This window comes from Halorubellus litoreus (assembly GCF_037081675.1).
In the GTDB taxonomy this organism is placed as follows: Archaea; Halobacteriota; Halobacteria; order Halobacteriales; family Natrialbaceae; genus Halorubellus; species Halorubellus litoreus.
Genome location: NZ_JAZAQL010000002.1, coordinates 1 through 21,934, shown reverse-complemented (window position 1 = coordinate 21,934; position 21,934 = coordinate 1). Strand labels below are relative to the sequence as shown.

The 21,934-nt window shown below is 68.2% G+C and carries 20 protein-coding genes, 1 tRNA gene and 1 pseudogene; 15 read left to right on the top strand and 7 right to left on the bottom strand.

Features of this window, described 5'->3' with window-relative positions:
- The first annotated feature begins 15 nt into the window (after window positions 1-15).
- Window positions 16-1,530, top strand: coding sequence for a DNA primase DnaG (gene dnaG / locus VYJ16_RS07555; RefSeq protein ID WP_336349703.1), 1,515 nt, complete (start codon window positions 16-18; stop codon window positions 1,528-1,530).
- Window positions 1,531-1,545: 15 nt separating this feature from the next.
- On the opposite strand, the gene VYJ16_RS07550 is transcribed toward dnaG, so the two are convergent.
- From VYJ16_RS07550 to VYJ16_RS07540, 3 genes are all read right to left on the bottom strand, one after another.
- Entirely contained in the window at window positions 1,546-1,827 is a 282-nt protein-coding gene (locus VYJ16_RS07550; RefSeq protein WP_336349702.1) for a HalOD1 output domain-containing protein, read from the bottom strand.
- 84 nt (window positions 1,828-1,911) lie between these two features.
- The gene (locus VYJ16_RS07545) at window positions 1,912-2,355 is read right to left on the bottom strand and encodes a GNAT family N-acetyltransferase (RefSeq protein WP_336349701.1); all 444 of its coding nucleotides are present in this window, start codon (window positions 2,353-2,355) and stop codon (window positions 1,912-1,914) included.
- A 1-nt stretch (window position 2,356) separates the two neighbouring features.
- On the bottom strand, window positions 2,357-3,694 hold the full coding sequence (locus VYJ16_RS07540; RefSeq protein WP_336349700.1) for a DUF92 domain-containing protein: 1,338 nt from the start codon (window positions 3,692-3,694) through the stop codon (window positions 2,357-2,359).
- Between the two features lie 140 nt (window positions 3,695-3,834).
- Between VYJ16_RS07540 and gcvT the strand changes: the two genes are divergently transcribed.
- The 3 genes from gcvT (at window position 3,835) to VYJ16_RS07525 (ending at window position 6,343) form a co-directional block, all read left to right on the top strand.
- Window positions 3,835-4,980 (top strand): glycine cleavage system aminomethyltransferase GcvT, encoded by a 1,146-nt coding sequence (gene gcvT / locus VYJ16_RS07535; protein ID WP_336349699.1) that lies wholly within the window; start codon window positions 3,835-3,837, stop codon window positions 4,978-4,980.
- Window positions 4,977-5,360 carry a glycine cleavage system protein GcvH gene (gene gcvH, locus VYJ16_RS07530; protein ID WP_336349698.1) on the top strand — a complete coding sequence of 128 codons (384 nt, stop codon included), beginning with the start codon at window positions 4,977-4,979 and terminating at the stop codon, window positions 5,358-5,360. Before gcvT ends, gcvH begins: the two co-directional genes overlap by 4 nt.
- 614 nt (window positions 5,361-5,974) lie before the next feature.
- The gene (locus VYJ16_RS07525) at window positions 5,975-6,343 is read left to right on the top strand and encodes a hypothetical protein (RefSeq protein ID WP_336349697.1); all 369 of its coding nucleotides are present in this window, start codon (window positions 5,975-5,977) and stop codon (window positions 6,341-6,343) included.
- A 45-nt stretch (window positions 6,344-6,388) separates the two neighbouring features.
- Here VYJ16_RS07525 and VYJ16_RS07520 read toward each other — a convergent pair whose 3' ends face one another.
- Complete coding sequence (locus VYJ16_RS07520; RefSeq protein ID WP_336349696.1) at window positions 6,389-7,345, bottom strand: nucleoside hydrolase; 957 nt, start codon at window positions 7,343-7,345, stop codon at window positions 6,389-6,391.
- Between the two features lie 118 nt (window positions 7,346-7,463).
- Here VYJ16_RS07520 and VYJ16_RS07515 point away from each other — a divergent pair, with 118 nt between their 5' ends.
- From VYJ16_RS07515 to gcvPB, 3 genes are all read left to right on the top strand, one after another.
- A complete protein-coding gene (locus VYJ16_RS07515) occupies window positions 7,464-8,435 on the top strand; it encodes a PfkB family carbohydrate kinase (protein ID WP_336349695.1) in 972 nt (323 codons plus the stop codon).
- A gap of 321 nt (window positions 8,436-8,756) precedes the next feature.
- Window positions 8,757-10,094, top strand: a complete 1,338-nt coding sequence (gene gcvPA / locus VYJ16_RS07510) for an aminomethyl-transferring glycine dehydrogenase subunit GcvPA (protein ID WP_336349694.1) — start codon at window positions 8,757-8,759, stop codon at window positions 10,092-10,094.
- Window positions 10,091-11,581 carry an aminomethyl-transferring glycine dehydrogenase subunit GcvPB gene (gcvPB, locus tag VYJ16_RS07505; protein ID WP_336349693.1) on the top strand — a complete coding sequence of 497 codons (1,491 nt, stop codon included), beginning with the start codon at window positions 10,091-10,093 and terminating at the stop codon, window positions 11,579-11,581. Before gcvPA ends, gcvPB begins: the two co-directional genes overlap by 4 nt.
- Before the next feature lie 95 nt (window positions 11,582-11,676).
- Here the strand turns inward: gcvPB and VYJ16_RS07500 are convergent, their stop codons facing one another.
- Window positions 11,677-11,844, bottom strand: a complete 168-nt coding sequence (locus VYJ16_RS07500) for a DUF7838 family putative zinc beta-ribbon protein (RefSeq protein ID WP_336349692.1) — start codon at window positions 11,842-11,844, stop codon at window positions 11,677-11,679.
- Between the two features lie 249 nt (window positions 11,845-12,093).
- Here VYJ16_RS07500 and VYJ16_RS07495 point away from each other — a divergent pair, with 249 nt between their 5' ends.
- A complete protein-coding gene (locus VYJ16_RS07495; RefSeq protein WP_336349691.1) occupies window positions 12,094-12,372 on the top strand; it encodes a hypothetical protein in 279 nt (92 codons plus the stop codon).
- A 45-nt stretch (window positions 12,373-12,417) separates the two neighbouring features.
- On the opposite strand, the gene VYJ16_RS07490 is transcribed toward VYJ16_RS07495, so the two are convergent.
- On the bottom strand, window positions 12,418-13,860 hold the full coding sequence (locus VYJ16_RS07490) for a pyridoxal phosphate-dependent decarboxylase family protein (protein WP_336349690.1): 1,443 nt from the start codon (window positions 13,858-13,860) through the stop codon (window positions 12,418-12,420).
- Between the two features lie 128 nt (window positions 13,861-13,988).
- On the opposite strand from VYJ16_RS07490, the gene VYJ16_RS07485 reads away from it, so the two are divergent.
- Window positions 13,989-14,522 (top strand): cob(I)yrinic acid a,c-diamide adenosyltransferase, encoded by a 534-nt coding sequence (locus VYJ16_RS07485; RefSeq protein WP_336349689.1) that lies wholly within the window; start codon window positions 13,989-13,991, stop codon window positions 14,520-14,522.
- A gap of 33 nt (window positions 14,523-14,555) precedes the next feature.
- Here the strand turns inward: VYJ16_RS07485 and VYJ16_RS07480 are convergent, their stop codons facing one another.
- The gene (locus VYJ16_RS07480; protein WP_336349688.1) at window positions 14,556-15,503 is read right to left on the bottom strand and encodes an MBL fold metallo-hydrolase; all 948 of its coding nucleotides are present in this window, start codon (window positions 15,501-15,503) and stop codon (window positions 14,556-14,558) included.
- Window positions 15,504-15,782: 279 nt separating this feature from the next.
- On the opposite strand from VYJ16_RS07480, the gene VYJ16_RS07475 reads away from it, so the two are divergent.
- The 6 genes and pseudogenes from VYJ16_RS07475 to VYJ16_RS07450 all read left to right on the top strand — a co-directional run.
- Window positions 15,783-16,052: a DUF7553 family protein gene (locus VYJ16_RS07475; RefSeq protein ID WP_336349687.1), complete on the top strand. Its 270-nt coding sequence runs from the start codon at window positions 15,783-15,785 to the stop codon at window positions 16,050-16,052.
- 45 nt (window positions 16,053-16,097) lie between these two features.
- A tRNA-Val gene (locus VYJ16_RS07470) sits at window positions 16,098-16,172 on the top strand.
- A 599-nt stretch (window positions 16,173-16,771) separates the two neighbouring features.
- The gene (locus tag VYJ16_RS07465) at window positions 16,772-17,914 is read left to right on the top strand and encodes a substrate-binding domain-containing protein (protein WP_336349686.1); all 1,143 of its coding nucleotides are present in this window, start codon (window positions 16,772-16,774) and stop codon (window positions 17,912-17,914) included.
- Window positions 17,915-17,993: 79 nt separating this feature from the next.
- Complete coding sequence (gene pstC / locus VYJ16_RS07460) at window positions 17,994-19,100, top strand: phosphate ABC transporter permease subunit PstC (RefSeq protein ID WP_379762505.1); 1,107 nt, start codon at window positions 17,994-17,996, stop codon at window positions 19,098-19,100.
- On the top strand, window positions 19,097-21,757 hold the full coding sequence (pstA, locus tag VYJ16_RS07455) for a phosphate ABC transporter permease PstA (protein ID WP_336349684.1): 2,661 nt from the start codon (window positions 19,097-19,099) through the stop codon (window positions 21,755-21,757). The genes pstC and pstA overlap by 4 nt, the downstream gene beginning before the upstream one ends.
- Window positions 21,750-21,934, top strand: a pseudogene (locus tag VYJ16_RS07450) (phosphate ABC transporter ATP-binding protein); the annotation flags it as partial. The gene pstA and the pseudogene VYJ16_RS07450, both read left to right, overlap by 8 nt.

Below are 21,934 nucleotides of genomic sequence, written 5' to 3'. Positions count from 1 at the left end.
CGGGGTCGATAGACAATGGAAGACACGGCAAAGTACCTGATTCACGCGACGTTCACGGCGGACGGCGTGGTCGAGCGCAGCGACGTCGTCGGCGCGATCTTCGGGCAGACCGAAGGGTTGCTCGGCGAGGAGCTCGACCTCCGGGAGTTACAGCAATCGTCGAAGGTCGGTCGCATCGACGTCGAGGTCGACGTCACGCGCGGCCAGGCCGAGGGGACGATAACCATCGCGAGCGGCCTGGATAGGGTCGCGACCGCGACGCTCGCAGCGAGTTTGGAGACGCTCACGCGCATCGGGCCGTGCCAGGCGCGCTGCGAGGTGAGCGACATCGAGGACGTGCGCGCCGCCAAGCGCCGGCGGGTCGTCGAGCGCGCGAAGGAACTCCTGAACACGGCGTTCGACGATTCGGTGATGTCGAGCGACGAGATACTCCAGGAGGTCCGCGAGCACGTGCGCGTCGAGGACGTCACGGAGTACGAGGGCCTGCCCGCAGGGCCGCGCGTCGCGGACAGCGACGCGATCATCGTCGTCGAGGGGCGCTCGGACGTCCTCCAACTGTTGAAGTACGGTATCAAGAACGCGGTCGCGGTCGAGGGGACGAACGTCCCCGAGGTGATCGCGGACCTGACCGCGGAACGGACGGTGACGGCGTTCCTCGACGGCGACCGCGGCGGCGACCTCATCCTCCGCGAGCTCGCGGACGTCGGCGACGTGGACTACGTCGCGCTGGCGCCCGAGGACAAGTCCGTGGAGGACCTCGCGCACCACGAGGTGTTCGAGGCGCTCCGCGAGAAGGTGCCGTACGCGACGGTCGCGGGCGCGAGCGACCCGCGTGCGGCGGTCGCGGCGACCGACGGGAGTGCGACGCCGGCACCCGAGTCCGCGAACGCCGACGCCACACCGAGTGACGGGCGGGCGGAGGCGACCTCGGAGACGGCGGCGACGCCGGGCGTCGAGTCCACCGTCGAGTCGAACGGTGGCGCGGCCGACGACGGCGGGTCGGGCGCGAACGCCGCCGGCGGCCGCGCGACGACCTCGCCAGGAGGCGACGCGGACGCGGACGCGGTGTCGGCGGACGCGGACGCCGGCACGGTGCCGGACGACGCTGGCGCCGACGACGAGCAGGTGCCAGCGGACACCGACGCGAGCGATTCACAGACCGCCAGGGACGGTGACGCCGACGCGAGCGACGAGACGCCGGTCCCCCCCGAGGAGGCCGCGGACGCCGAATCGCCGACGTCGCTTCGCGGACACGTGAGCGCGGTCGTCGGCGAGCACACGGGGACCGTTCGGTTGCTCGACGGCGAGTACGCGGTGCAGGCGGACGCGAGCGCCGCCGACGCGTTCGAACTGCTCCGTGACGCGGCGGTGGACCCGCACGCGGTCGTCCTCGACGGCGAACTCGACCAGAAGGTCCTGGACGTCGCCGCGCAGCGCGGCGTCGACCACGTCGTCGCCGCCGAACTCGGCGACTTCGTGAAACGACCGACGAGCGTCCGCGTCCGGACCGCAGCCGACCTCGCGGTCTGAGGCGGTCGCCGCGGGTTAGCGGTCGTCGACCGCGACGAACGTCGCGTGCCCGTCCTGGTCGACGGTTATCCGGTAGCCTTCGTACGTGAACGTCACCTGCACCTGCGCGCTCGGCGCGGGTGGCTCCTCGAAGAGGTCGTCGACGACGTGCCCGAACGTCTCCCAAGTGCTCGCGAGCGACTCGACGTCTCGCCCTGAGAGGGCCGCGACGTGCTCGACTATCTGGGTCGCCGGTTCCGCGCCGTCGACGTCGAGTTCTCGATGCACGATGTGTTCGCCCGGCGGGCGCTCCATCATCACCTGAGACGTTATTGCAGGAATCTGATAAGCTCGTTGGCTTCGTACACATGCAGCGCTGGCGGCCGATCGACCACGAGCGAGTCAGTCGAGGTCGACCGTCATCCGGAGGCCGTCGCCGCTCTCGTAGCGATCCGGCCGGCGTTCCGCGACCGCGAACCCAAGGGACTCGTAGAGCGAGCGCGCGCGGTCGTTGTCGGCGGCGACCTCGAGTTCCGCGCGGTCGACGCCGCGCGCGCGCAGTTCCGCGAGACAGCGCGAGAGGAGGTCGCGGCCGTGCCCGCGGCCGCGGTGTTCGGGCGCGACCGCGAGCTCGGAGACGTACCCGGTGTCGTACGCGTGCACGTACCCGACGGGCTGGCCGGACGCCGAGGCCCCCGGCGGCGTCCACGCGCCCGCGGGAACGGCGACGAGCGTGATGCCACCGGGGAGGCCGTCAGCGAACAGGTCATCGACGGGCTCGGGGAGCAGCGACTGGAGGGCGCGCACGAGCGGGACGTCACTCGGCGTCGCCTCGCGAACGGGCATGTCAGGAGAGCGCGAGTGCGACGTCGAGCGCGAGGACGGCGAGCGCGCCGCCGACGAGCGCGCCGACGAGCGTCGCGAGGAAGTTCACGCCCTGGTTCCCGACGAAGTCGTCCTCGATGGTCGCACCGAGGACGCTGTCCGCGGTCATCCCGGCGACGCCCGCGACGAACACGACACCGGCACCAGCGGTGTCGACCGCCGGGAAGAGCGCGTACGCGACCGCGGCGACGAGCGCCGCACCGACGAACCCAGCGAGCTCGCCCTGCCACGTGATGGCGCCGTCCGTCCCCGGCTCGACGCGCGCGCCCGTCGTCACGAGCCGCGGGTTGTCGTACACGGCACCGATCTCGCTGGAGAGCGTGTCGCTCATCGCGGTCGCGAGACTCCCGACGAACGCGAACAGGTACACCTCCTCGGCGAGCGGCACGTACCCGGGTTCGACCGCGGCGTACCCGACGACCGCCGCGAGCGCGACCGCGGAGTTCCCGAGGACGTTCCCGCTCCCTCGCGCGCCCTCGTTGTCCTCCGCGACGCCGCGCTCGGCCTTCTCCTCGTACTTGAACTTCGTCGACAGCCCGCCGACCCCGTAGAACGCGATGAGGACCGCGAACCACTCCAGGCCGCCGAGGACGATGGTCAGCAACCCGAGCAGGACGCCCGTGAGCATCCCGGGGACGCTCGCGGTCTCCAGGTAGTACGAGACGTACCCGAACGCGACCGTGACGCCGACCGCGAGCGCGACCTCCCCGGGGACGGGCTCGCGGACGAGGTCGCCGAGGAACCAGAGCGTGAGCGCGACCGACCAGAGCACGAGCGGGTCGTCGCGCTCGAACAACGCGGCGCGAACGAGTGCACCCATGACGGCGCCGGCGACCGCCAGGAACGCGAGCTCGGGGAGCTGCACGCCGATGGACAGCGCCGGTTCGCGACTGACCGCGAACGCGGCACCGGCGACGAACGCGACCGACCCGCCCGCGGCGAACCCGGCGCTCGCCGCGAACGGGTCCGGGTACCGTTGCTTGACCGCCTCGCTCGTGAGGTTCCCCCACGCGACCAGGAGGACAGTCCCGACGAACACCGGGAGCGGGAGCGCGGCGATCACCCAGAGGATGCCCAGGCCGGTGGCGGCGAGCGTGAAGCCGATGAGGCCGTAGAGGCGGTCTTCCTCGCGGTCACCGGGGCGGGCGAACAGCTCGAACAGCGGCCCCTCGTCGACGGCGGCGGTGAACGCGAGCACGACCGCCGGGATGGCGACCGCGAGCCGGCCGACGACGGGGACGGCGAGCACGAGCGACCCGACGAGCGCGAACGCGCCCGCTCGCCGAACGGTCCGATTCACGCGCCGTCGTTTTCCCGGACGTTACTTACCTGTTCCGAACGCGCCGGCGGGCCCGAACCCCGGCCGGTCCGGGTGGTCGACGGGGTCGGCGGACCGCCGGGATACGAAAGCATTACTTGCCGGCGGGCGACGACTCCGGTATGGCCCTGGAGACGCCGCCGTTGCGCGACCGTCACGCCGAGGCCGGCGCGAAGTTCACCGAGTTCGGCGGCTGGGACATGCCCGTCGAGTTCGACGGTATCCGCGTCGAGCACGAGGCCGTCCGGTCGAGCGCGGGCATCTTCGACGTCTCGCACATGAGCGAGATCGAGGTGTCCGGGCCGGACGCCGAACGACTCATGCAGCGCTTGACATCGAACGACGTCACCGCACTCGATGCGGGTGACGCGCAGTACTCGACGATCACGGACGGCGAGGGCGACATCATCGACGACACCGTCGTCTACCGGCTGCCCGAGACCGACGACGAGACCGGCGACAGCGACGACGGGACTGGCGATAGCGACGACGCGTCGTTCCTGTTCGTCCCGAACGCCGGGCACGCCGAGCAGATGCACGACCGGTGGACCGAGCACCGCGACGAGTGGGACCTGGACGCGACCGTCTACGATGCGACGTACGACTACGGGATGTTCGCCGTGCAGGGGCCCGAGGCGGTCGGGCACGTCGACGACGCGGCGGACGTGAACGTCGAGGACATCTCGCGGTTCAGCGCGACGTGGGCGACGGTCGCCGGCGTCGAGTGCCTCGTCGCTCGCACCGGGTACACGGGCGAGGACGGCGTGGAACTCGTCGTCCCGTGGAATCGCGCGCCCGAGGTGTGGGCGGCGTTCGCCGAGGAGCGAGACGTCCAGCGCTGCGGGCTCGGGTCGCGCGACACGCTCCGGCTCGAAGCGGGCCTCCTCCTCTCGGGGCAGGACTTCGACCACGACTCGAACCCGCGGAACCCCTACGAGGCCGGTATCGGGTTCACCGTCAAGCTCGACACCGAGTTCGTCGGCCGCGACGCCCTCGAGGCCGCGAAGGCGGAGGGCGTCGACGAGAAACTCGTCGGGTTCACGCTCGTCGACCGCGGCGTCCCCCGGCACGGCTACGACGTCACGGACACCGACGACCTCGTCGTCGGCGAGGTGACGAGCGGGACGATGAGTCCGACGCTCGACGAGCCCATCGGCCTCGCGTACGTCTCGACCGAGTACACGGACCCGGGCACCACGCTACGCGTCGTGGTGCGCGGGGACTCGAAGAAAGCACGCGTCGAATCACTCCCCTTCTACGAACGATGAGCTTCAACATCCCAGACGACCGGCAGTACATGGAATCGCACGAGTACGCGGCCCGCGACGGCGACACGGTCCGCGTCGGCATCAGTGACTTCGCGCAGGACGAACTCGGCGACGTCGTCTTCGTCGAACTCCCGGACGTCGGCGATTCGGTGACCCACGACGAGGCGTTCGGCGTCGTCGAATCCATCAAAGCAGTCAGCGACCTCTACGCGCCCGTCAGCGGCGAAGTGACGGCAGTAAACGAGGACCTGTTCGACGCCCCCGAACTCGTGAACGACGACCCCTACGGCGACGGCTGGATGCTCGAAATCGAGATGAGCGACGAGAGCGAACTCGACGAACTCCTCACGGCCGAGGAGTACGACGACCAGATCGCCTGAGTCGCGGCCGACTCACCTTCAAGGAGATTCACGACGGAACGGAAAGTTACACTTATTTACGATTGTGTTGTCTAAGAACTAAATCGATATCGTTCGGGTGGCAAAGATGGCGCTTTCATTTGGATTGGAAACAATACAAGCAATCGGGATATTCCTGAGACAACCGTTGCACATATTGCCACCCGAGCATCCGCGATCGAGCATCAGGAGGAGGTGGTTTCGCATCCACTCGGGTATGCCAAACTGACTATCATTTCCAGGGATTCCAACGGGCCGGGAACTGCTGATAATACAGAGGATGGTTCCATTACAACAAGCACTGGTAGCCTAGTAGATCGCAACCCAGACTCAGACTCGCCGTCCACTCAGGGACATGAATGGTGTAGAATCAATGGTTGTATCGGGAACCCTATGACATGGAAGCGCGCAATTGAATTTGTCCTGATACATGTGGGGTCAGAAAAGTTGTAGAAATCAAAAAGTCACATCTGAAAAATGCTGGATGGGATAATCCTGACAATGCCTGTGATACTTATGCACCCGGAACCGGAAACTACCTTCCATTGACGGAGGACGGTGAAGGCGATTACTGGCGTGACGTATAAATAGTCGACATGGATATCCTGAACCCCCGAGAGATGAGTATGAAAGGTATCCTCTGGACAGGCTTACTCATCGCCTTCGCGATCTCTACGCTTGTATCCCGGGGTGAAACAATTGCACCTCTCTTCTTAGCAGGAGGGCTGTTAATCTCACTTCTCGTGGTTCTAATCTCATCTGTGGCTGATGTGGAGCAACTTTGGACACGCTACGCTTCCTCCTCAACTCCTCGTCGAATGGCCGTCTTGGGGGTTTTCGCTATCGTATATATAGGGGCTGTAAGCGTAATATCGCCTGATTTCAGCAGTGCAACGAGTCTGTTTCTGGGAAACCTAATAAGCATCTTAGCATATGAAATAGTAGCAGCCCTATTGTACAGTTGATTCAGTAAATCGTCCGTGAATGGGACCAGTCTCCTGCACTGGACTTCACCGCGAGCGCTCTGGGTCGCCGTGCAGCAGCATGTCGCTGAACATCTCTTCGAACGCGGCGGCGTCTATCTCTTCGACCACTTCAGTTCGGGGTTCGCCGTCGGTGATCCCGAGTTCGTCGACCATGCTGTAGCCGCGCGTGAGGCCTTCGCGTTCGTCGACGTCGACGTGGTACGTGTTCGACCCCGTGACGAGGTCGGGTTCGAGCATGCAGGCGACGGTGACGGAGTCGGGTTGGGTGGTGGCGTCGACGCCGAGGCGCTCCTTCGAGAACTCCCGCGGGTGCTCCGTTATCGTGGTGAAGAATTCGGCGTACTCGCTGTCGGACTCCTCGAACACGGCGAGTTCGTCGCCTTCGAGCATCGCCTGCCGGACGGTGAGCCCCCAGTCGACGAGCGTGACGTCGAGTTCGTTCAGGACGACCTTCGCGGCGTCGGGGTCCACCCAGAAGTTGTACTCGGCGCTCGGCGTGTCGTTCCCGAGCGTGTTCACCGCGCCACCCATCACCCAGACGTCGTCCAGTAGTCGTCCGAGTTCGGGCTCGCGGCGGAGCGCGAGCGCGACGTTCGTGAGCGGGCCGATGCAGACGAGCGTCACCTCTCCGGGGTGCGTGCGCGCAGCGTCGACGATGGCGTCCGGGCCGTAGCCGTCCGCGCTCGGGATACCGGTGTCCGGGTAGATCTCGCCGCCGAGGCCGCCGTCGCCGTGGATGTGGTCGACGTGCTCGTGGTCCTTCACGAGCGGCGTCCGCGCGCCCTCGTAGACCGGGACGTCGTCGCCCTTTCCGGCGAGCTGGAGGGTGTACTTGGCGTTCGCGACCTGGTGGTCGAACTCGACGTTCCCCGCGACGATGGTGAGCGCTTCGATGGTGACGCTGTCGGCGAGCGCGGCCATGAGGATGGCCATCGTGTCGTCCCCCGCGGTGTCCGTGTCGAGGAGTACGCGACGTGTCATGCTCGGGTCGTGGGAGAGGGGGAGCATAACGGCATCGTCACGCGCCTCGGTCCGCCGTCGGGGCGGGTTCGCCCGACGAGTCGGGAACGCTCTTTGTCTCGGGGGGCGTCGAGGGGGTATGAGCAGGGTGGCGAGTTTCGGGAGCGTGAACGTCGACCACGTCCGGTACTGCGATAGCGGGTGGCTCGACGACGCCGCCGCGGAGTACGCGTGGTTCCCGGAACCGGGGGAGACGGTGGCGGTCGAGTCCGTGCCAGTGGACTTCGCGGAGGCGTTCCACGAGACGTTCCTCGGCGGTAAGGGCGCGAATCAGGCAGTTGCCGCGGCGAGTGCGGGCGCGGACGCGGCGTTCCTCGGTGCGGTCGGCGTGGACGCGAGCGAGCACGCGGTCCGCGAACAGCTCGCCTCGCGCGGCGTCGACGTCTCCGGCGTCGAGGAGGCGCCGGGGCCGACGGGCGCGGCGTACGTCGCGGTGGACGAGGGGACGGGCGAGAACCACATCGCGATCGTCGCGGGCGCGAACGGCTGGATGGACCGTGCCGCCGCGCGCCGCCACGCCGAGGCGCTCCGGACGGCGGACTGCGTCGTCGTCCAGAACGAACTCCCGGCGGACGCGCTCCTCGGCGCGCTCGACGTCCTCGCGCGACACCACGAGGAGACGGGGACGCGACCAGTGGTCGTGTACGACCCGTCGCCGGCGGACGAGCACGCCGCGCGCGTGCTCGGCCACGAGTGCGTGGACGTCGTCACGCCGAACGACGGCGAGTACGCGCGCCTCCGGGAGGGTATCGAGAGCTTCGACGGGGTCGTGGTACGCACGCGAGGTGCGGACGGCGTCACCGTCACCCCCGGAACTCGCGGGCTCTGGACGAGCGAGGCGTTCGAGCGGCGGCCACCGGGGGTCGACCCCGTCGATACCACGGGCGCGGGCGACGTCTTCGACGGGTTCCTCGCGGCCGAGCTCGCGCACGACACCGCGATGCCTCACGCCGTCGAGATGGCGACGACCGCGGCTGCACTCTCCACGACGACCGAGGGCGTCCAGACCGCGGTCCCGGACCGCGAGCGCGTCCGCGCGCACCTCGCCTGAACCGCCGTCGCGGTGGAGCGGCTGCCCCGGAGTCGGGCGTCGAGCGTGCCGCGAGCGGTGTCGAGGCGAGCGCGGCAACAATCGCGGATAGTATGCAGGAACGAACCTATCGAAGGGAACGAACCACCGATTCTACCCACGTCCGTGCATACTCCAGGGGCCGGAACCGTACCGCTCATGTGGGAGGGGTCCGAATCGCCGGCAGAGAACCGATACCGTCGGTCACCCGTCGCGTCGCTCGACCCCGGGCGTCGCGGCCGGCACGCGACCATCATCCACCCCACGCATGACACCAGCCACACACCAGGAGGTCGTCGACGTATGAACGGACGAGACACCAGCGGAACGCCGTACGCGCCCCACGGTGACGCGGAGACGCGGACGATGCTCGACGCGGTCGGCGTCGACAGCGAGGAGGACCTGTTCGACATCCCCGACAGCGTCCGGTTCGACGGCGACTTCGGCATCGACGCGCGCACAGAACGCGAGATCCGCGCGGAGATGGCCGACGAACTCGCGAAGAACCGCGACCTCGTCGAACTCCTCGGGCGCGGGCACTACGACTACTACGTCCCGAGCGCCATCGACCACCTCGCGGACCGCTCGGAGTTCCTCACGAGCTACACGCAATACCAGCCCGAGGTCACGCAGGGGTTCCTGCAGGCGCTGTTCGAGTACCAGAGCCTCCTCGTCGAACTCACCGGCCTGGGTATCGCGAACTGCTCGATGTACGACGCCGCGACCGCGCTCGGCGAAGCGGCGACGCTCGCCGAACGCCTCCGCGCGACCTCCGGGACGCGCGTGCTCGTCCCCGATCACCTCGAATCCGGGCGTCGGGAGGTGCTCGGGAACTACGTCGCCGGCACCGATCTCGTCGTCGAGTCGTACGCCATGGACGACGGGAACGCCGACCTCGCCGACCTGCAGGACCGCGTCGACGACGAGACCGTGATGGTGTACGCGGAGACGCCGACCGTCCGGGGCTGCATCGAGGAGAACCTGGACGCCGTCGGTGACCTCGCGGACGACGACGACGCGCTGTTCGTCCTCGGGAGCGACCCCGTGTCGCTCGCGCTCCTCGAAGAGCCCGCGAGCGTCGGCGCGGACGTCGTCGTCGGCTCCGCGAGCGCGCTCGGCCTCCCGCAGAGCTACGGGATGGACCTCGGGCTGTTCGCGTGCCGCGAGGACTTCGTCCGCCAGGTCCCCGGCCGCCTCGTCGGCGCGAGCACGGACGCCGACGGCACCAGGACGTACACGCTCACGCTCCAGACGCGCGAGCAGCACATCCGCCGGGAGCGCGCGACGTCGAACATCTGCACGAACCAGGCGTGGGTCGCCCTCCGCGCCGCGATGCACGCGACTGGCCTCGGCGCGGACGGGCTCGCGGACCTCGCGAAGCGCGACGTCGCGGACGCCCGAGACCTCGCCGCCCGCGTCGACGACGTCAAGGGCGTGCAGGCACCCCATCACGGCCGCCATCACCTCCGCGAGTTCGTCGCGCACACCGACCAGCCCGCGCCCGCCATCGGCGACGACCTCGTCGACGAGGGCTACGCCGTCCACGTCCTCGACGAACACCACGTCCAGCTGTGTACGGTCGGCACCACCGAATCCGAGCGCGACGACTTCGTCGACGCGCTCACGGAGGTGGCACGATGAACGGCCCCGAGGACGCCGACGACGGCGGACGCGACGGGACCGACGACGCGAGCGCCGACGGGTTCCACTTCGACCAGGCGCGGTGGTCCGACGGCGACCGCCACGAACCCCTGAGTTCGGAGAAGCGAACGACGGAAGCGGACTACGACGACAGTCCGCTCCCCGACGACCTCACGCGCGACGAACTCGAGCTACCGAAGCTCGAAGAGCCGGACCTCGTCCGGCACTACACCCGGCTCTCCGAGATGAACTACGGCATCGACAGCGGCCCCTACCCCCTCGGGTCGTGTACGATGAAGTACAATCCGGCGTTCACCGAGGACGTCGCCGCGGACCCGAACGGCCTCGTCCACCCGGACCGGCCCGTGGAGGCAGTGCAGGGCACGCTCTCCGTGCTGCACTCGCTCCAGGATTACCTCGCGCGCATCGGCGGGATGGACGCCGTCACGCTCCATCCGCCCGCGGGCGCCGCGGGCGAGTTCACGGGCGTCCTCGTCGCGGACGCCTATCACGAGGCGAACGGCGAGGACCGCTCGGAGATCATCGTCCCCGAGAGCGCGCACGGCACGAACTTCGCGAGCGCCGCCCTCGCCGGGTTCGACGTCGTCAGCCTCCCCGGCGGCGAGGACGGCCGCGTTGACCTCGAAGCGCTCGAGGAGGCACTCGGCGACGACACCGCGCTCCTGATGCTCACGAACCCGAACACGCTCGGGCTCTTCGAGCGCGACATCGAGCAGGTCGCGGACATGGTGCACGACGCCGGCGGCCTCCTGTACTACGACGGCGCGAACCTGAACGCCCTCCTCGGTCGCGGACGCCCCGGCGACATGGGCTTCGACGTCATGCACTACAACGTCCACAAGACGTTCGCAACGCCCCACGGCGGCGGCGGCCCCGGCGCCGGCCCCGTCGGCGTCGTCGACGAACTCGCGGAGTTCCTCCCGGACCCGCAGGTCGTCGAAGCACCCGACGAGAGCCCGCTCCACTACGAGTTCGAGACCCCCGAGCACTCGGTCGGGAAGGTCCACGGGAAGTACGGGAACTGGCTCGTGCTCGCGAAAGCGTACGCGTACATCGCGCGCCTCGGCGACGACGGCCTCAGCGACGCGAGCGCGAAGGCCGTCCTGAACGCGAACTACCTCGCGAGCCAGGTCGAGTACGACGTCCCCTACGGGCCGTTCCACCACGAGTTCGTCGCGAGCGCCGGCGACCAGGACGCCGCGGACGTCGCGAAACGCATGCTCGACTACGGCGTGCACCCGCCGACGACGAAGTGGCCGGAGATCGTGAGCGAAGCGCTCATGACCGAACCCACGGAGATAGAGGGCAAGCGCACGCTCGACCAGCTCGCTCGCGCGTTCAACGAGGTCGCGAGCGAGGACGACGAGACGCTCGCTGCCGCGCCCGAGCGCACGACCGCGGCGCGCATCGACCAGACCGAGGCCGCCCGCGACCTCCGCCTCAGCTGGCGCGCACTCGACGACTAAGGCGACCAGCCCCCGTTCTCGCCGATTCAGTCGCTCGCGAGCGACGGCGCTAGCGCTCGACGGTCGACGACTCGCAGAGGAGAGACCGTCAGTACTCAGGCTTCGGACGTGTCGACCTCGCCGTTGACCTGGACGAACCCGTAGTCGCAGTCCGGGCAGTGCCACTTGACCTTCGTCCCGAGGTGCAGCGTCGTGCTCGCTGCTCTGTAGAAGACGCGGTCGTCGTCGCAGTCCGGGCAGTAGTGCTCTAGCTCGAGGCTCATACCTGGGGGTTTCCGGGTCGCGCAGTTGAACGTACCGATTTCGAGGACGCAACGGCGCGTCCGAACGCCATCCCATAAACCACTGTTCGCTATAGTAAATCGGTTCGCTCGGCTTGGAGGCGTGCGCTCCCAGACGGCCGCGAGCGGCGCACGCGGTCCGGTTCTCGGGGATAGCGGCAGCCGAATCCGTGGGAACGATGCGGTCGCCCTGACTGTGCAGGTGAAAACCCGATTTGAGGAAGCGCGGGAATGAAGTACCAGCGATTCGAGATGTCAGATGTGCCCACCGCCCAGTCCTCCACCGACCACGTCACGCCGACACGCCTCGCGAGCGCAACCGCCGCCCTCCTCGGCATCGCACTCGCGAGCTACGGCGGCTACACCCAGTACACCATCACCGCCCAGGTCGCCGCCGGCGTCTGCGACGGCTGCACTCCCTGGCATCCACTGTTCGTCGTCGCACCGCTCCTCGTCGGCGTCACCCTCCTCTCCGCCGGCTCCTACGCGTTCGCGAAGACCACGTGCTGACGAGCGTCGAGTCGACTCGAAAGCGACGGCATCGACGGTCGTGGTTCATCGTGGGCGCCGCGCCGAGAGGAACTCGTCGACGTGCTCGAACAGCCCATCGACCACCGCGTCGGTCGTGTACGGATTCAGGAGGACGGCGCGCAACCACTTGCGCTCGCGGTACGTCGGCAGTGAGACGAACACGTCCGCGTCCTCCAAGAGCGAAACCTGGAGTGCGTCGTTCAGGGCGTCGTACTCGCTCGAATCGCACCAGTCAGGTGCCGCCCGGAAGCAGACGACGTTCAGCTCCGGGTCCGTTGCCAACGCCAGTTCCTCGCGGGCCGCGACGCCGTCGCGGACCAGCGCGGTGAGGCGATAGCTCTCCTCGACGAGCGCAGCGAGCCCGCTCCGCCCGAGATGCTGGAACGTCAACCAGAGCTTGAGGACGTCCGCATGTCGCGTTCCCTGGACGGAGAGCTCGCCGAGGTTCCGGCGTTGCTCGCCCGCTCGCATGTATGGTGCGCCGATCCGGAAGTCGGTGTCCAGCACTTCGCGGTCCGCGAAAAGGACCATCGCGCACGTCTTGGCGACGTAACACCACTTCTGTGGGTTGAACGTCACCGAATCCGCTCGTTCGATGCCGTCGAGGAGCCCCCGGTCGTCGTCGGCGAACGCGAGCGCGCCACCGTACGCGGCGTCCACATGGAACCACAGGTCGTGGCGGGCAGCCACGGTCGCGAGTTCGTCGAGCGGGTCGACGTTCCCGGTCGTGGTCGTGCCAGCGGTTGCGACGACGCAGAACGGTCGCTTCCCGACTTCGCTCGCACGCGCGATGGCGTCTTCGAGTGCCGCGGGGCGCATCCGGCCGTGCTCGTCGGTTTCGACGGGAACGATGGCGTCGCTGCCGAGACCGAGGAGCATCGCGCTCTTCTGGAGCGACGTGTGCGCTGCCGCGGACGCGAACGCGACAGGCCTGTCGCTGGTGGCGGCGAGCCCCGAGTCGGCGACGTCGAACGCTCGGTTCCGTGCGACGGCGAGCGCCTGGAGGTTCGCGAGACTCCCACCGCTGGTCATGACGCCGCCCGCGTCCGCGCCGAGTCCGAACGCTGTGGCGACCAGGGCCGTCAACTCGGCTTCGAGTTCGGTGAACACCGGCGACATCTCGGCGCTCAGCATGTTGTTGTTGACTGCGGCGGCGACGAGGTCGCCGAGGACGGACGCGGTCGTCGGCATCGTATCCATGTGCCCGATGTACCCGGGATGTGCGGGGTTCATCGACCCGTCGACGATGCCTTCGAGTGCGTCCTTGAGGGCTGCCGCGTCGCGCGGGTCGTCCGGAACGTCGACGGCCGGTGGTGTCGGGTCGGCTGGTAGCGGCGGTCGGTCCTCGGCGGCGGCGAGCTGGTCGAGGAGTTGGTCGAGGACGTCCGTCGCCATCGACCGGACGGCCGCGGCGTTCGCGCCGCTCGGGTCGACGAACGCGGCGTCGGGGAGCGAGGAGCGGTCCATACGCCGGCTTCGCTCGGATGGCTGATAAGCGGTTCCGCACCCACGACCACGGATTCTGTATCGCGCGTAGTGGTTTATCGCACGTGTTCCGGGCGATAGTTAAGTGCAAGCGGGCCCGACGACGATGCATGAAGATATACACCGGTCGTGGCGACGACGGGATGACCGACCTGCGGGACATGAGTCGGGTGTCGAAGACGAGTCCGCGCATCGAGGCGTACGGGACCGTCGACGAACTGAACGCGCTCATCGGGACGGTTCGGCCGACGGGTCACGACGACGTCGACGAGATACTGGAGGGCGTCCAGAATCACCTGCACGTCGTGCAGGCGGACTTCGCGAACCCCGACCCCGACGAGGACGACCCGCGCGTGCGCGAAGCGCACGTGGACGAGATAGAGGACTGGATCGACGCGTTCGAGGAGGAACTCGACCCGCTGGAGTCGTTCATCCTCCCGACGGGGTCCGAGAAGGGCTCGCGGTTGCATCACGCCCGGACGGTGTGTCGGCGCGCGGAACGCCGTGCCGTGGAGTTCGCCGCGGGCGACCCGGTGAACGCGGAGGCGATCCAGTACCTGAACCGGCTGTCGGACGGCCTCTTCACGTGGGCGCGCGTGGTGAACAAACGCGACGGCGTCCGCGAGGAGAATCCGACGTACTGACCGCGGTCGACAATTCGTGGGCGAGCGGCGTTCTCAGGCGCGTTCGTAGACGACCATGCCACCTTGTTCGCGGCGCGTCACCTCGCCGCGAGCTTCGAGCACGTCCAGGTGCCCGACCGCCTCGCTCATCCCGCTGAATTGCTCGGTCGCGGGCAAGTCCTCGAAGAGGCCGTTCATCACGTCGACCGCGGTCGTCGGGCCGTCGAGGAGCCCGATGACGGTCTCGGTGCGGTCCTCGTGTGCGGCGAGTATCTCGTCGATACGTCCGGCGGGGTCGTCGATCACCTCGCGGTGTCCGGGGAGCATGCGGTCGTAGTCGGCGTCGCGGAGGCGGGCGAGTGCGTCGTTGAACGCGGGGAGGATGCGCGGGCGCTCGTCGTGGTGGTCCATCGGCGGCTGGAGGAGTGGGTTCGGCGTGATGTCGGGGAGGACGTTGTCGCCGACGATGACGCGTCGTTCGTCGTCGTGGTCGTACGCGAACGTGAGTTCGCCGGGGGCGTGCCCGGTCGTGGTACCGACGTCGAGGGTGGCCCCGTCGACGGTGACGGTGTCGCCGGCGTCGAGGACGCGGTCGGTGTCGACGTCGGGGGCGTACTCGACGAAGGCTTCGGGGAGGTCGGTGACGGTTCTGGCGGTGGACTCGGCCATGCCGTGTCGCTGGAAGAACTCCTGGAAGAACTCCTGTTCGTACGCGAGTCGTGCTTCGAACCCGCCGATGATGTGGGCGGCGGGCGCGCTCGCGAGGACGCGCGCGCCGCGCTCGCGGAAGCGTTTCGCGAGCCCGAAGTGGTCCGGGTGGGGGTGCGTGACGAGTACCTGTTCGAAGTCCTCGGGGTCGAGGTCGTGTGCGTCGAGTTCGGTGAGGAGCTTCGACCAGGCCTCCTCGCTCGCTGGGCCCGGGTCGACGATGGTCTGCCCGGCGACGTAGGCGTTGACCGGGCCGACCTGGAAGGGAGTCGGGATAGAGAGTCGTTCGAACACGCGAGTGGCGTACGCGACGGTGCTGGTAAACGGTTTTGGGTGAAGCAGGAGTGAGCCGTGCCGCGGCGGTGCCGCGTGATGCCCACGGCTCTGTCGTGGGTCGTCGGTCACGAGGCGACGACCCGGTGGTTGGGACAGACGGTTCGCGTGGCGGGGTTCGCCCGCCGCCACGATTTTAGGTATGCCTAAATCATTGGTAAAGGTGCCGATTTCGGGTTGCCTAAAACGGGAGTGATGGCGGGCGACAGATTCTTGTCCTATCCAATCCAACAGTATTGTATGAACAAGCACTTCGAAGACGCCCGATACTACCTGAAGCGAGCCGGTGAGCACGCCTCCGCCGGCATCAAGGAGGAGCTCGAGCCCGTCGTCGAGCGCGTGAACGAGCTGCGCGGCGTCGAACCCGAGCCCGAGCCGTCGCGGGTCGAGAAGCTCCAGTCGGACCTGAAGGAGATCGAGCAGCGCGCGGAGGGCGAGGCGCGCGAGCGCATCGTCGAAGCCCGCGAGAAGGTCGCCGCGTACCGCGACCGCACCGAGCAATCCGCCTGAGGAACGGAACCCTTTAGTTCACCAACCGGGTACCCACGAGTGCCTGGGTTGGTGGTCTAGCCAGGTTATGACGGCTCCTTCACACGGAGCAGGCCGGCGGTTCGAATCCGCCCCAACCCACTTCTTGCTGCACAAGAGCGAGGAGCGCTAGCGACGAGCGTGTGCAGTAAGAATGGTTCTGTGCGGATTCGAACCCTACGAGTCGCAGCGCCCGAGCGAAGCGAGGGCGACCGTCTCGTTCCGGTTCGAATCCGCCCCGACTCGCTTTCTGTGTGAAAACGTGGTGGTGTTGTGGTGAGCGTGGGTGTCGGTGGTTCGGTGGTGGTGGGGTTCTGGGTGCGCGTGTTGGTGTTTTGGTGAGGTATCGGTGGGGTGGGTTGGGAGGGGGAGTGTCGGGTATATAGATGGTCGAGTGTGGTGTGCTGGCATGGGTGTTGGTTGCTGTGGGTTGACTGGTTGGGTAGGTTGCTGGCGGTCGGTTGGGTGTGGTTCGGGTGGCGTGTCGCCTGTTGTGTCGCACGGCTAGCGGTCGGTCCGGTGACCGGTTTCGTGCGTTCTGCGCCGTGTTCGTCGTGGTATCCGGGTGTATCGGCGGATCGGCCGTCGACCGCCTCGAGAATACGTATTCCTATATATCGATATGTTCAGTATGGAAGTTCTGTAGGTGGCTATAGGGATATTAGCAACCGCTTTAGTAGGAATCCGTCTTCCTAGTCGTAATGGCGGAAGACCCGGAGCGGTATCCCGGCAGGGCATCGCGGCGTGAATTCATCGCCACGGCGGGCGTCGTCGGGGTGGCGGCGACGGCGGGTTGCATGGGTGACTCGCTGCGTGGGGCGCGACGCGCGGAGGGTGCGTCGACCTCGACGTCGACCTCGACCGAGTCGGCCAGCGACGGTGAGTCCGGCGGCGGGTCGAGCGGCCCGCGCACGTTGACGTCTGGTGGGTCGTCGACGGTGTACCCGATCATGAACTCGGGCGGGTCGTACTGGAACGCGAACCGGCCGGCGAGCGACTCCGAGTACTGGCCCCACGGCGAGTACGGTATCGAGACGGAGAAGAATCTCGCGGATTACTGGGCTGGCCTGTACGGGTTCGAGCCGAGCGGCGACGGGAAGCCGCCGTTCCGGTTCACGGTCGCACTCAGTCACTCGGGGACGGGCGTCGAGAAGGTGATGAGCGAGCAGATAGACATCGGGAACTCCTCGGGGAACGTCGAGGACGAGCTCCCGGACCGCGAGTCCTACGAGAAGTTCACGGATCACGTCGTCGGCGTCGACGGCCAGCCCCTCGTCGTCTCCGAGGAGATCGCTGACGCTGGCGTCACCGAGATCACTGGCCAGGAGCTCAAGGACCTCTACAAGGGCCGCATCACGAACTGGACCGAGCTCGGTGGCCCAGACAGGGACATTCAGGTGCTCGGGCGCGTCAAGGGCTCCGGGACGCGGACGAGTTTCGTCGCGAACGTCTTCGGGAACCCCGAGGAGGACACCTCGGTGGCGAATCGCTTCGGGCAGAACCAGCGGCTCGCGGAGGCGATCGCGCAGGCCGACAACGCCATCAGTTACCTGGCGTTGACGTTCATCGACACCGACGGCGTCGCGCCCATCGCGCTGAACTGGGAGGGGACGACGTACAGCTATCAGGACGACCAGAACGGCCTCGACTCGAAGGCCTACCCCCTGAGTCGCGACCTGCACGCGTACACGTGGGACGGCACGAGCAAGCAGGAGGCGGCGTTCCTGCGGATGCTCCTGAGTGACTTCGGGCAGGACACGTTCGTGAAGCCGAACAACTACTTCGCGCTCGGGAAACGCCGGCAGGAGACCCAGCTCGGGAAGCTCCCCGAGCCGACGAACTGACGCGACTGCGGGTGGACCGGAGGACAGGCAGTCGAACGACGCGACAGACCCCACAAGATACGAAATGTCCAGTAACTTCATGTCGAACGCTCGCACAACACTCCTCGGCCAGGACGCGTCGGAGGGCGCGCTCCTCACGGTCGGTTCGGCGGCGCTCTTGCTCGTCGCGACCGTGGGCGTGTTCCTCGTCGCGCCGGCGCTCGCACTCCCGACGTTCGTGCTGTTCGGGCTGACGACCGTGGTGTCGTGGGTGAGGCATCAGGCGGAGACCGCGCGGTTGTTGACGCTCGTCGCGACCGTGTCGACGGTGCTGACGGTGACGTTCATCACGGTGTACTTGTTCGCGAGCGCGTTCCCGGCGGTCGGCGAACACGGCCTCGGGTTGTTCCTGATTCCGGTGGTCGACGGGAACGTCCGGTGGTTCTTCTGGCTGGACGCGGTCCTCCCGTCGGGCGAGACGTACTGGAATCCGCTCTCGGGCGCGTACTCGCTGATCCCGACCATCTGGGCGACGGTCATCGTGACGACGATATCGGCGTTCGTCGCCGGGCCGCTCGGGTTGTTCGGCGCACTGTTCATCAGCGAGGTCGCGAGTGACGGCGTGCGCGAGGTCGTCAAGCCCGCCGTCGAGGTGCTCGCTGGGATTCCGTCCATCGTGTACGGGTTCATCGGGTTCCAGGTGCTGAACGGGTTCATCCAGACGTCGTTCCTCGACGACGGCGCGTCGTTCCTCATCGCGGGGCTCGTCGTCGGCCTGATGGCGCTCCCGACGGTCGTGTCGGTCGCGGAGGACGCGCTGTCGAGCGTCCCGCGGTCGATGAAGGACGGCTCGGTCGCGATGGGCGCGACGCAGTGGCAGACGATGAAGTCCATCTCGATACCGGCGGCGTTCTCGGGAATCTCTGCGGGTCTCATCCTCGGGCTCGGGCGCGCGATCGGTGAGACGATGGCGGTCGCCGCCATCATGGCGGCGGGCGTCGGGTTGTCGAACCCGCTGTTCGACGTGTTCGACGCGGGCGCGACGCTAACGAGCCTCATCGCGACGAACTACGGGAGTGCGTCCGAGAGCACGATCGACGTGCTGTTCGTCGCGGGCGTCATCCTGTTCGTCATCGTCGCCGGGATGAGCGTCCTCTCGCAGTTCATCGAGCGCCGGATGAAGGAGAAGCTGCGGGGGCAAGCATGAGTGACGCGTACGCTCGCGACACGACGCTCGTCGGCGCGGACTCTCGATTGTACGACCGCGCGCTCGACGGCGTCATCTCGCTGACGGTCGTCGGGTTCGCGCTCGCGCTCCTGTCGCTCGTCCAGGTCGTCGGGCTCGCGGCGAGCGGCCCGGCCCTCGGCGAGTTCCTGCTCGCCTTGACTGCGGTCACGGCCGGTGGCGTCGGCGCCGTCGCCGCGTTCTCGTGGGCGAACGTCGTCCCAATCACGTCCGAGCGCCTGCGTGGCGTCGCCGGTGGCTTGCTCGTGTCCACGGTCCTGCTGACCGGGGTCGCGTACGCGTCCGCGGTGACGCTCGCGGCGCTCCTCGGCTGGCTGCTCGTCGTCGAGTCGGTCGTGGTGGTCGCCGCGGGCGCGGCGAGCCGGTTCGGGGTCGTGGAGACGACGCCGGACGCGAGCGCGGGCCTGCTCGCCGGCGGCGCGTTCGGCGTCGTCGGCCTGGGCGTCGGCGCGGGCGTCGGCGGGTCGCTCGTCGGGTTCGACTCGCTGGCGTGGGTCGCCGTCGCCGTCGTCGTGGGCGTCGCGCTCCTCGTGCTGACGGTCGTCGCTCGCGAGGACGTCGGGTCGACGGTCCCCGCTGGCCTCGTCGTCGCCGTGCTCGGCGGGACGGTCGCGTCCGCCGCCATCGGCGTCGGCTGGCAGTGGAACCCCGACGTCGTCTCCGGCGGGTTCACGGGCGGCGTCGTCGTCCCGATATTCGTCCTGACGGGGTCGCTCCTGTCGGCGTGGTCCGCGGCGAAGGCCCGCGAGGGGTTCGGCGCGCAAGGCCGCCAGTACGGGACGTTCCTCGTCATCAACCTGAACGCGCTCCTGATGCTCGCCGTGATGGCGGCCATCGTCGTGTTCGTGACGCTGAAGGGCGTCGGGTACGCGTTCCACGGGTTCAGTATCGGCGCGGCGTCGGCGTTCATCGCGACGCTCCCGTTGCTGGCGCTCGCCGCGCATCGCGCGAGCCAGCCGGCTGGCACGGAGGAGTGGCGCGGCGGCGCCAGGCAACTCCTGCGGGTGCTCCCGGTTTCGGCGGTCGGTGCGCTCTCCGCGCTGTTCGCGTACGTGGTCGTGACCGGACGAGCGCTCGCGTACGACTTCACGTACACGGTGCAGGTGAACCGCCAGCCGGAGGTCCTGGATACGAGCGTCTCGGTGACGCGCTCGCTCGTCGTCGGGTCGCCGCTCGTGCTCGTCGCGAGCGTCGCGCTGCTCGCGTACTTCTTCCGGCGGTACGGGAGCCTCGAGAACGTCGGCGAGGACCTCCCGGTCGTCGGGCAAGTCCGGAAAGCGCTCCCGCTGGTCGTCGGTGCACTCGTGGTGCTCGCGGGCGCGTTCGGTATCTTCGGCGCGAACCCGTTCGGGGTGACCGCGCTCGGCGGAACAGTGGCGTACTGGATCGTGGTCGTCGCCGCGGTCGCCGCGATGGCGCTCGCGCTCGCGCCGCTCGCCGGCGTGCTCGCCGGCGGTGACCCGCGGAACGTCAGCGAGCGCGCGGTCGGCGTCGCCCCGCTGTTCGTCGTCGGCGCGTTCGGCGGGCTGTCGGTCCTGCTCGCGACCGCGTTCCTCGAATCGACCGCGCGGACGGTCCCGAACGTCGCTGGCGTCCCGGTGGTGGCGTTCGCGGCGTTCGTCGCCGCCGCGGGCTTCCTCGCGACCGCCGCCCTCCTCGCGCTCGGACGGGGGAACGTCGAGGAGACCATCACCAGCCGATTGGTCGGTGAGGAGGTGACGCTCTCGCTCGCCGCGGCTGCTGGGTTCGTCGGCGTGCTCGGCGCGCACGTCGCCGGGACGGGCGTTCCGTTCCGCGTCGGGCCGTTCGCGGTCGCGACGCAGGGGTCGCTCTCGTGGCCGATGGCGATGCAGGCGTACATCCCGCTGGGTGCCGAACCCGGCGGCATCCTCCCCGCCATCGTGGGAACGGTGTGGCTGGTCGTCGGCGCGACCGCGTTCGCGGTCCCGCTCGGGCTCGGCGCCGCCGTGTTCCTCACGGAGTACGCCGAGCAGGGGAACTTCACGAACCTCGTGGAGATCGCGACGAACGCGCTCTGGAGCACGCCCAGCATCGTCTTCGGGCTGTTCGGCGCGGCGTTCCTCATCCCGCGGCTGGGCGGCGACGAGTCGCTGCTCGCGGGGATGCTCGTCCTCGGGTTCATGCTCCTCCCGCTCGTCCTCATCACGAGTCGCGAGGCCATCAAGGCGGTCCCGGACGAGTACCGGGACGCGAGCGCGGCGCTTGGCGTGGACCAGTGGACGACCATCCGGAGCGTCGTCATTCCGGCGGCGATGCCCGGGGTCATCACGGGCGTCATCCTCGGCGTCGGCCGGATCGCGGGCGAGACCGCGCCGCTCATCCTCGTCCTCGGCTCCACCCTCAACTCGACGGAGGCCGTGGACGTCATCGGCGGGTTCCGGTTCGTCGCGCAGCCGCCGTTCGTCGTGAACGAGGCGCTCACGGCGGCGTCGGCGTCGCTGCCGACGCAGGTGTGGGCGGTCATCGCGGCTGGCGTGAGCGGGTCGCCGTCCATGGGGTGGGCGAGCGCGTTCATCCTCCTGATGGTCGTGCTCTCGTTCTACGCGGTCGGCATCACGGCGCGAACGATCTTCCGGCGGAAACTCGACTATGAGTAAGCAAGAATCAGACTTCGGCGACGACAGCACAGGCATCGAGAGCGCGGGCACGCAGTCCTCGGCGTCGACGACGGTCGCGGGCGAGACCGCCGAGGAGACCCGCGAGGAGTGGACGGAGTTCGAGTTCGAGGGCGACGCGAAGTTGAGCGTCGAGGACCTGAACGTGTGGTACGGCGA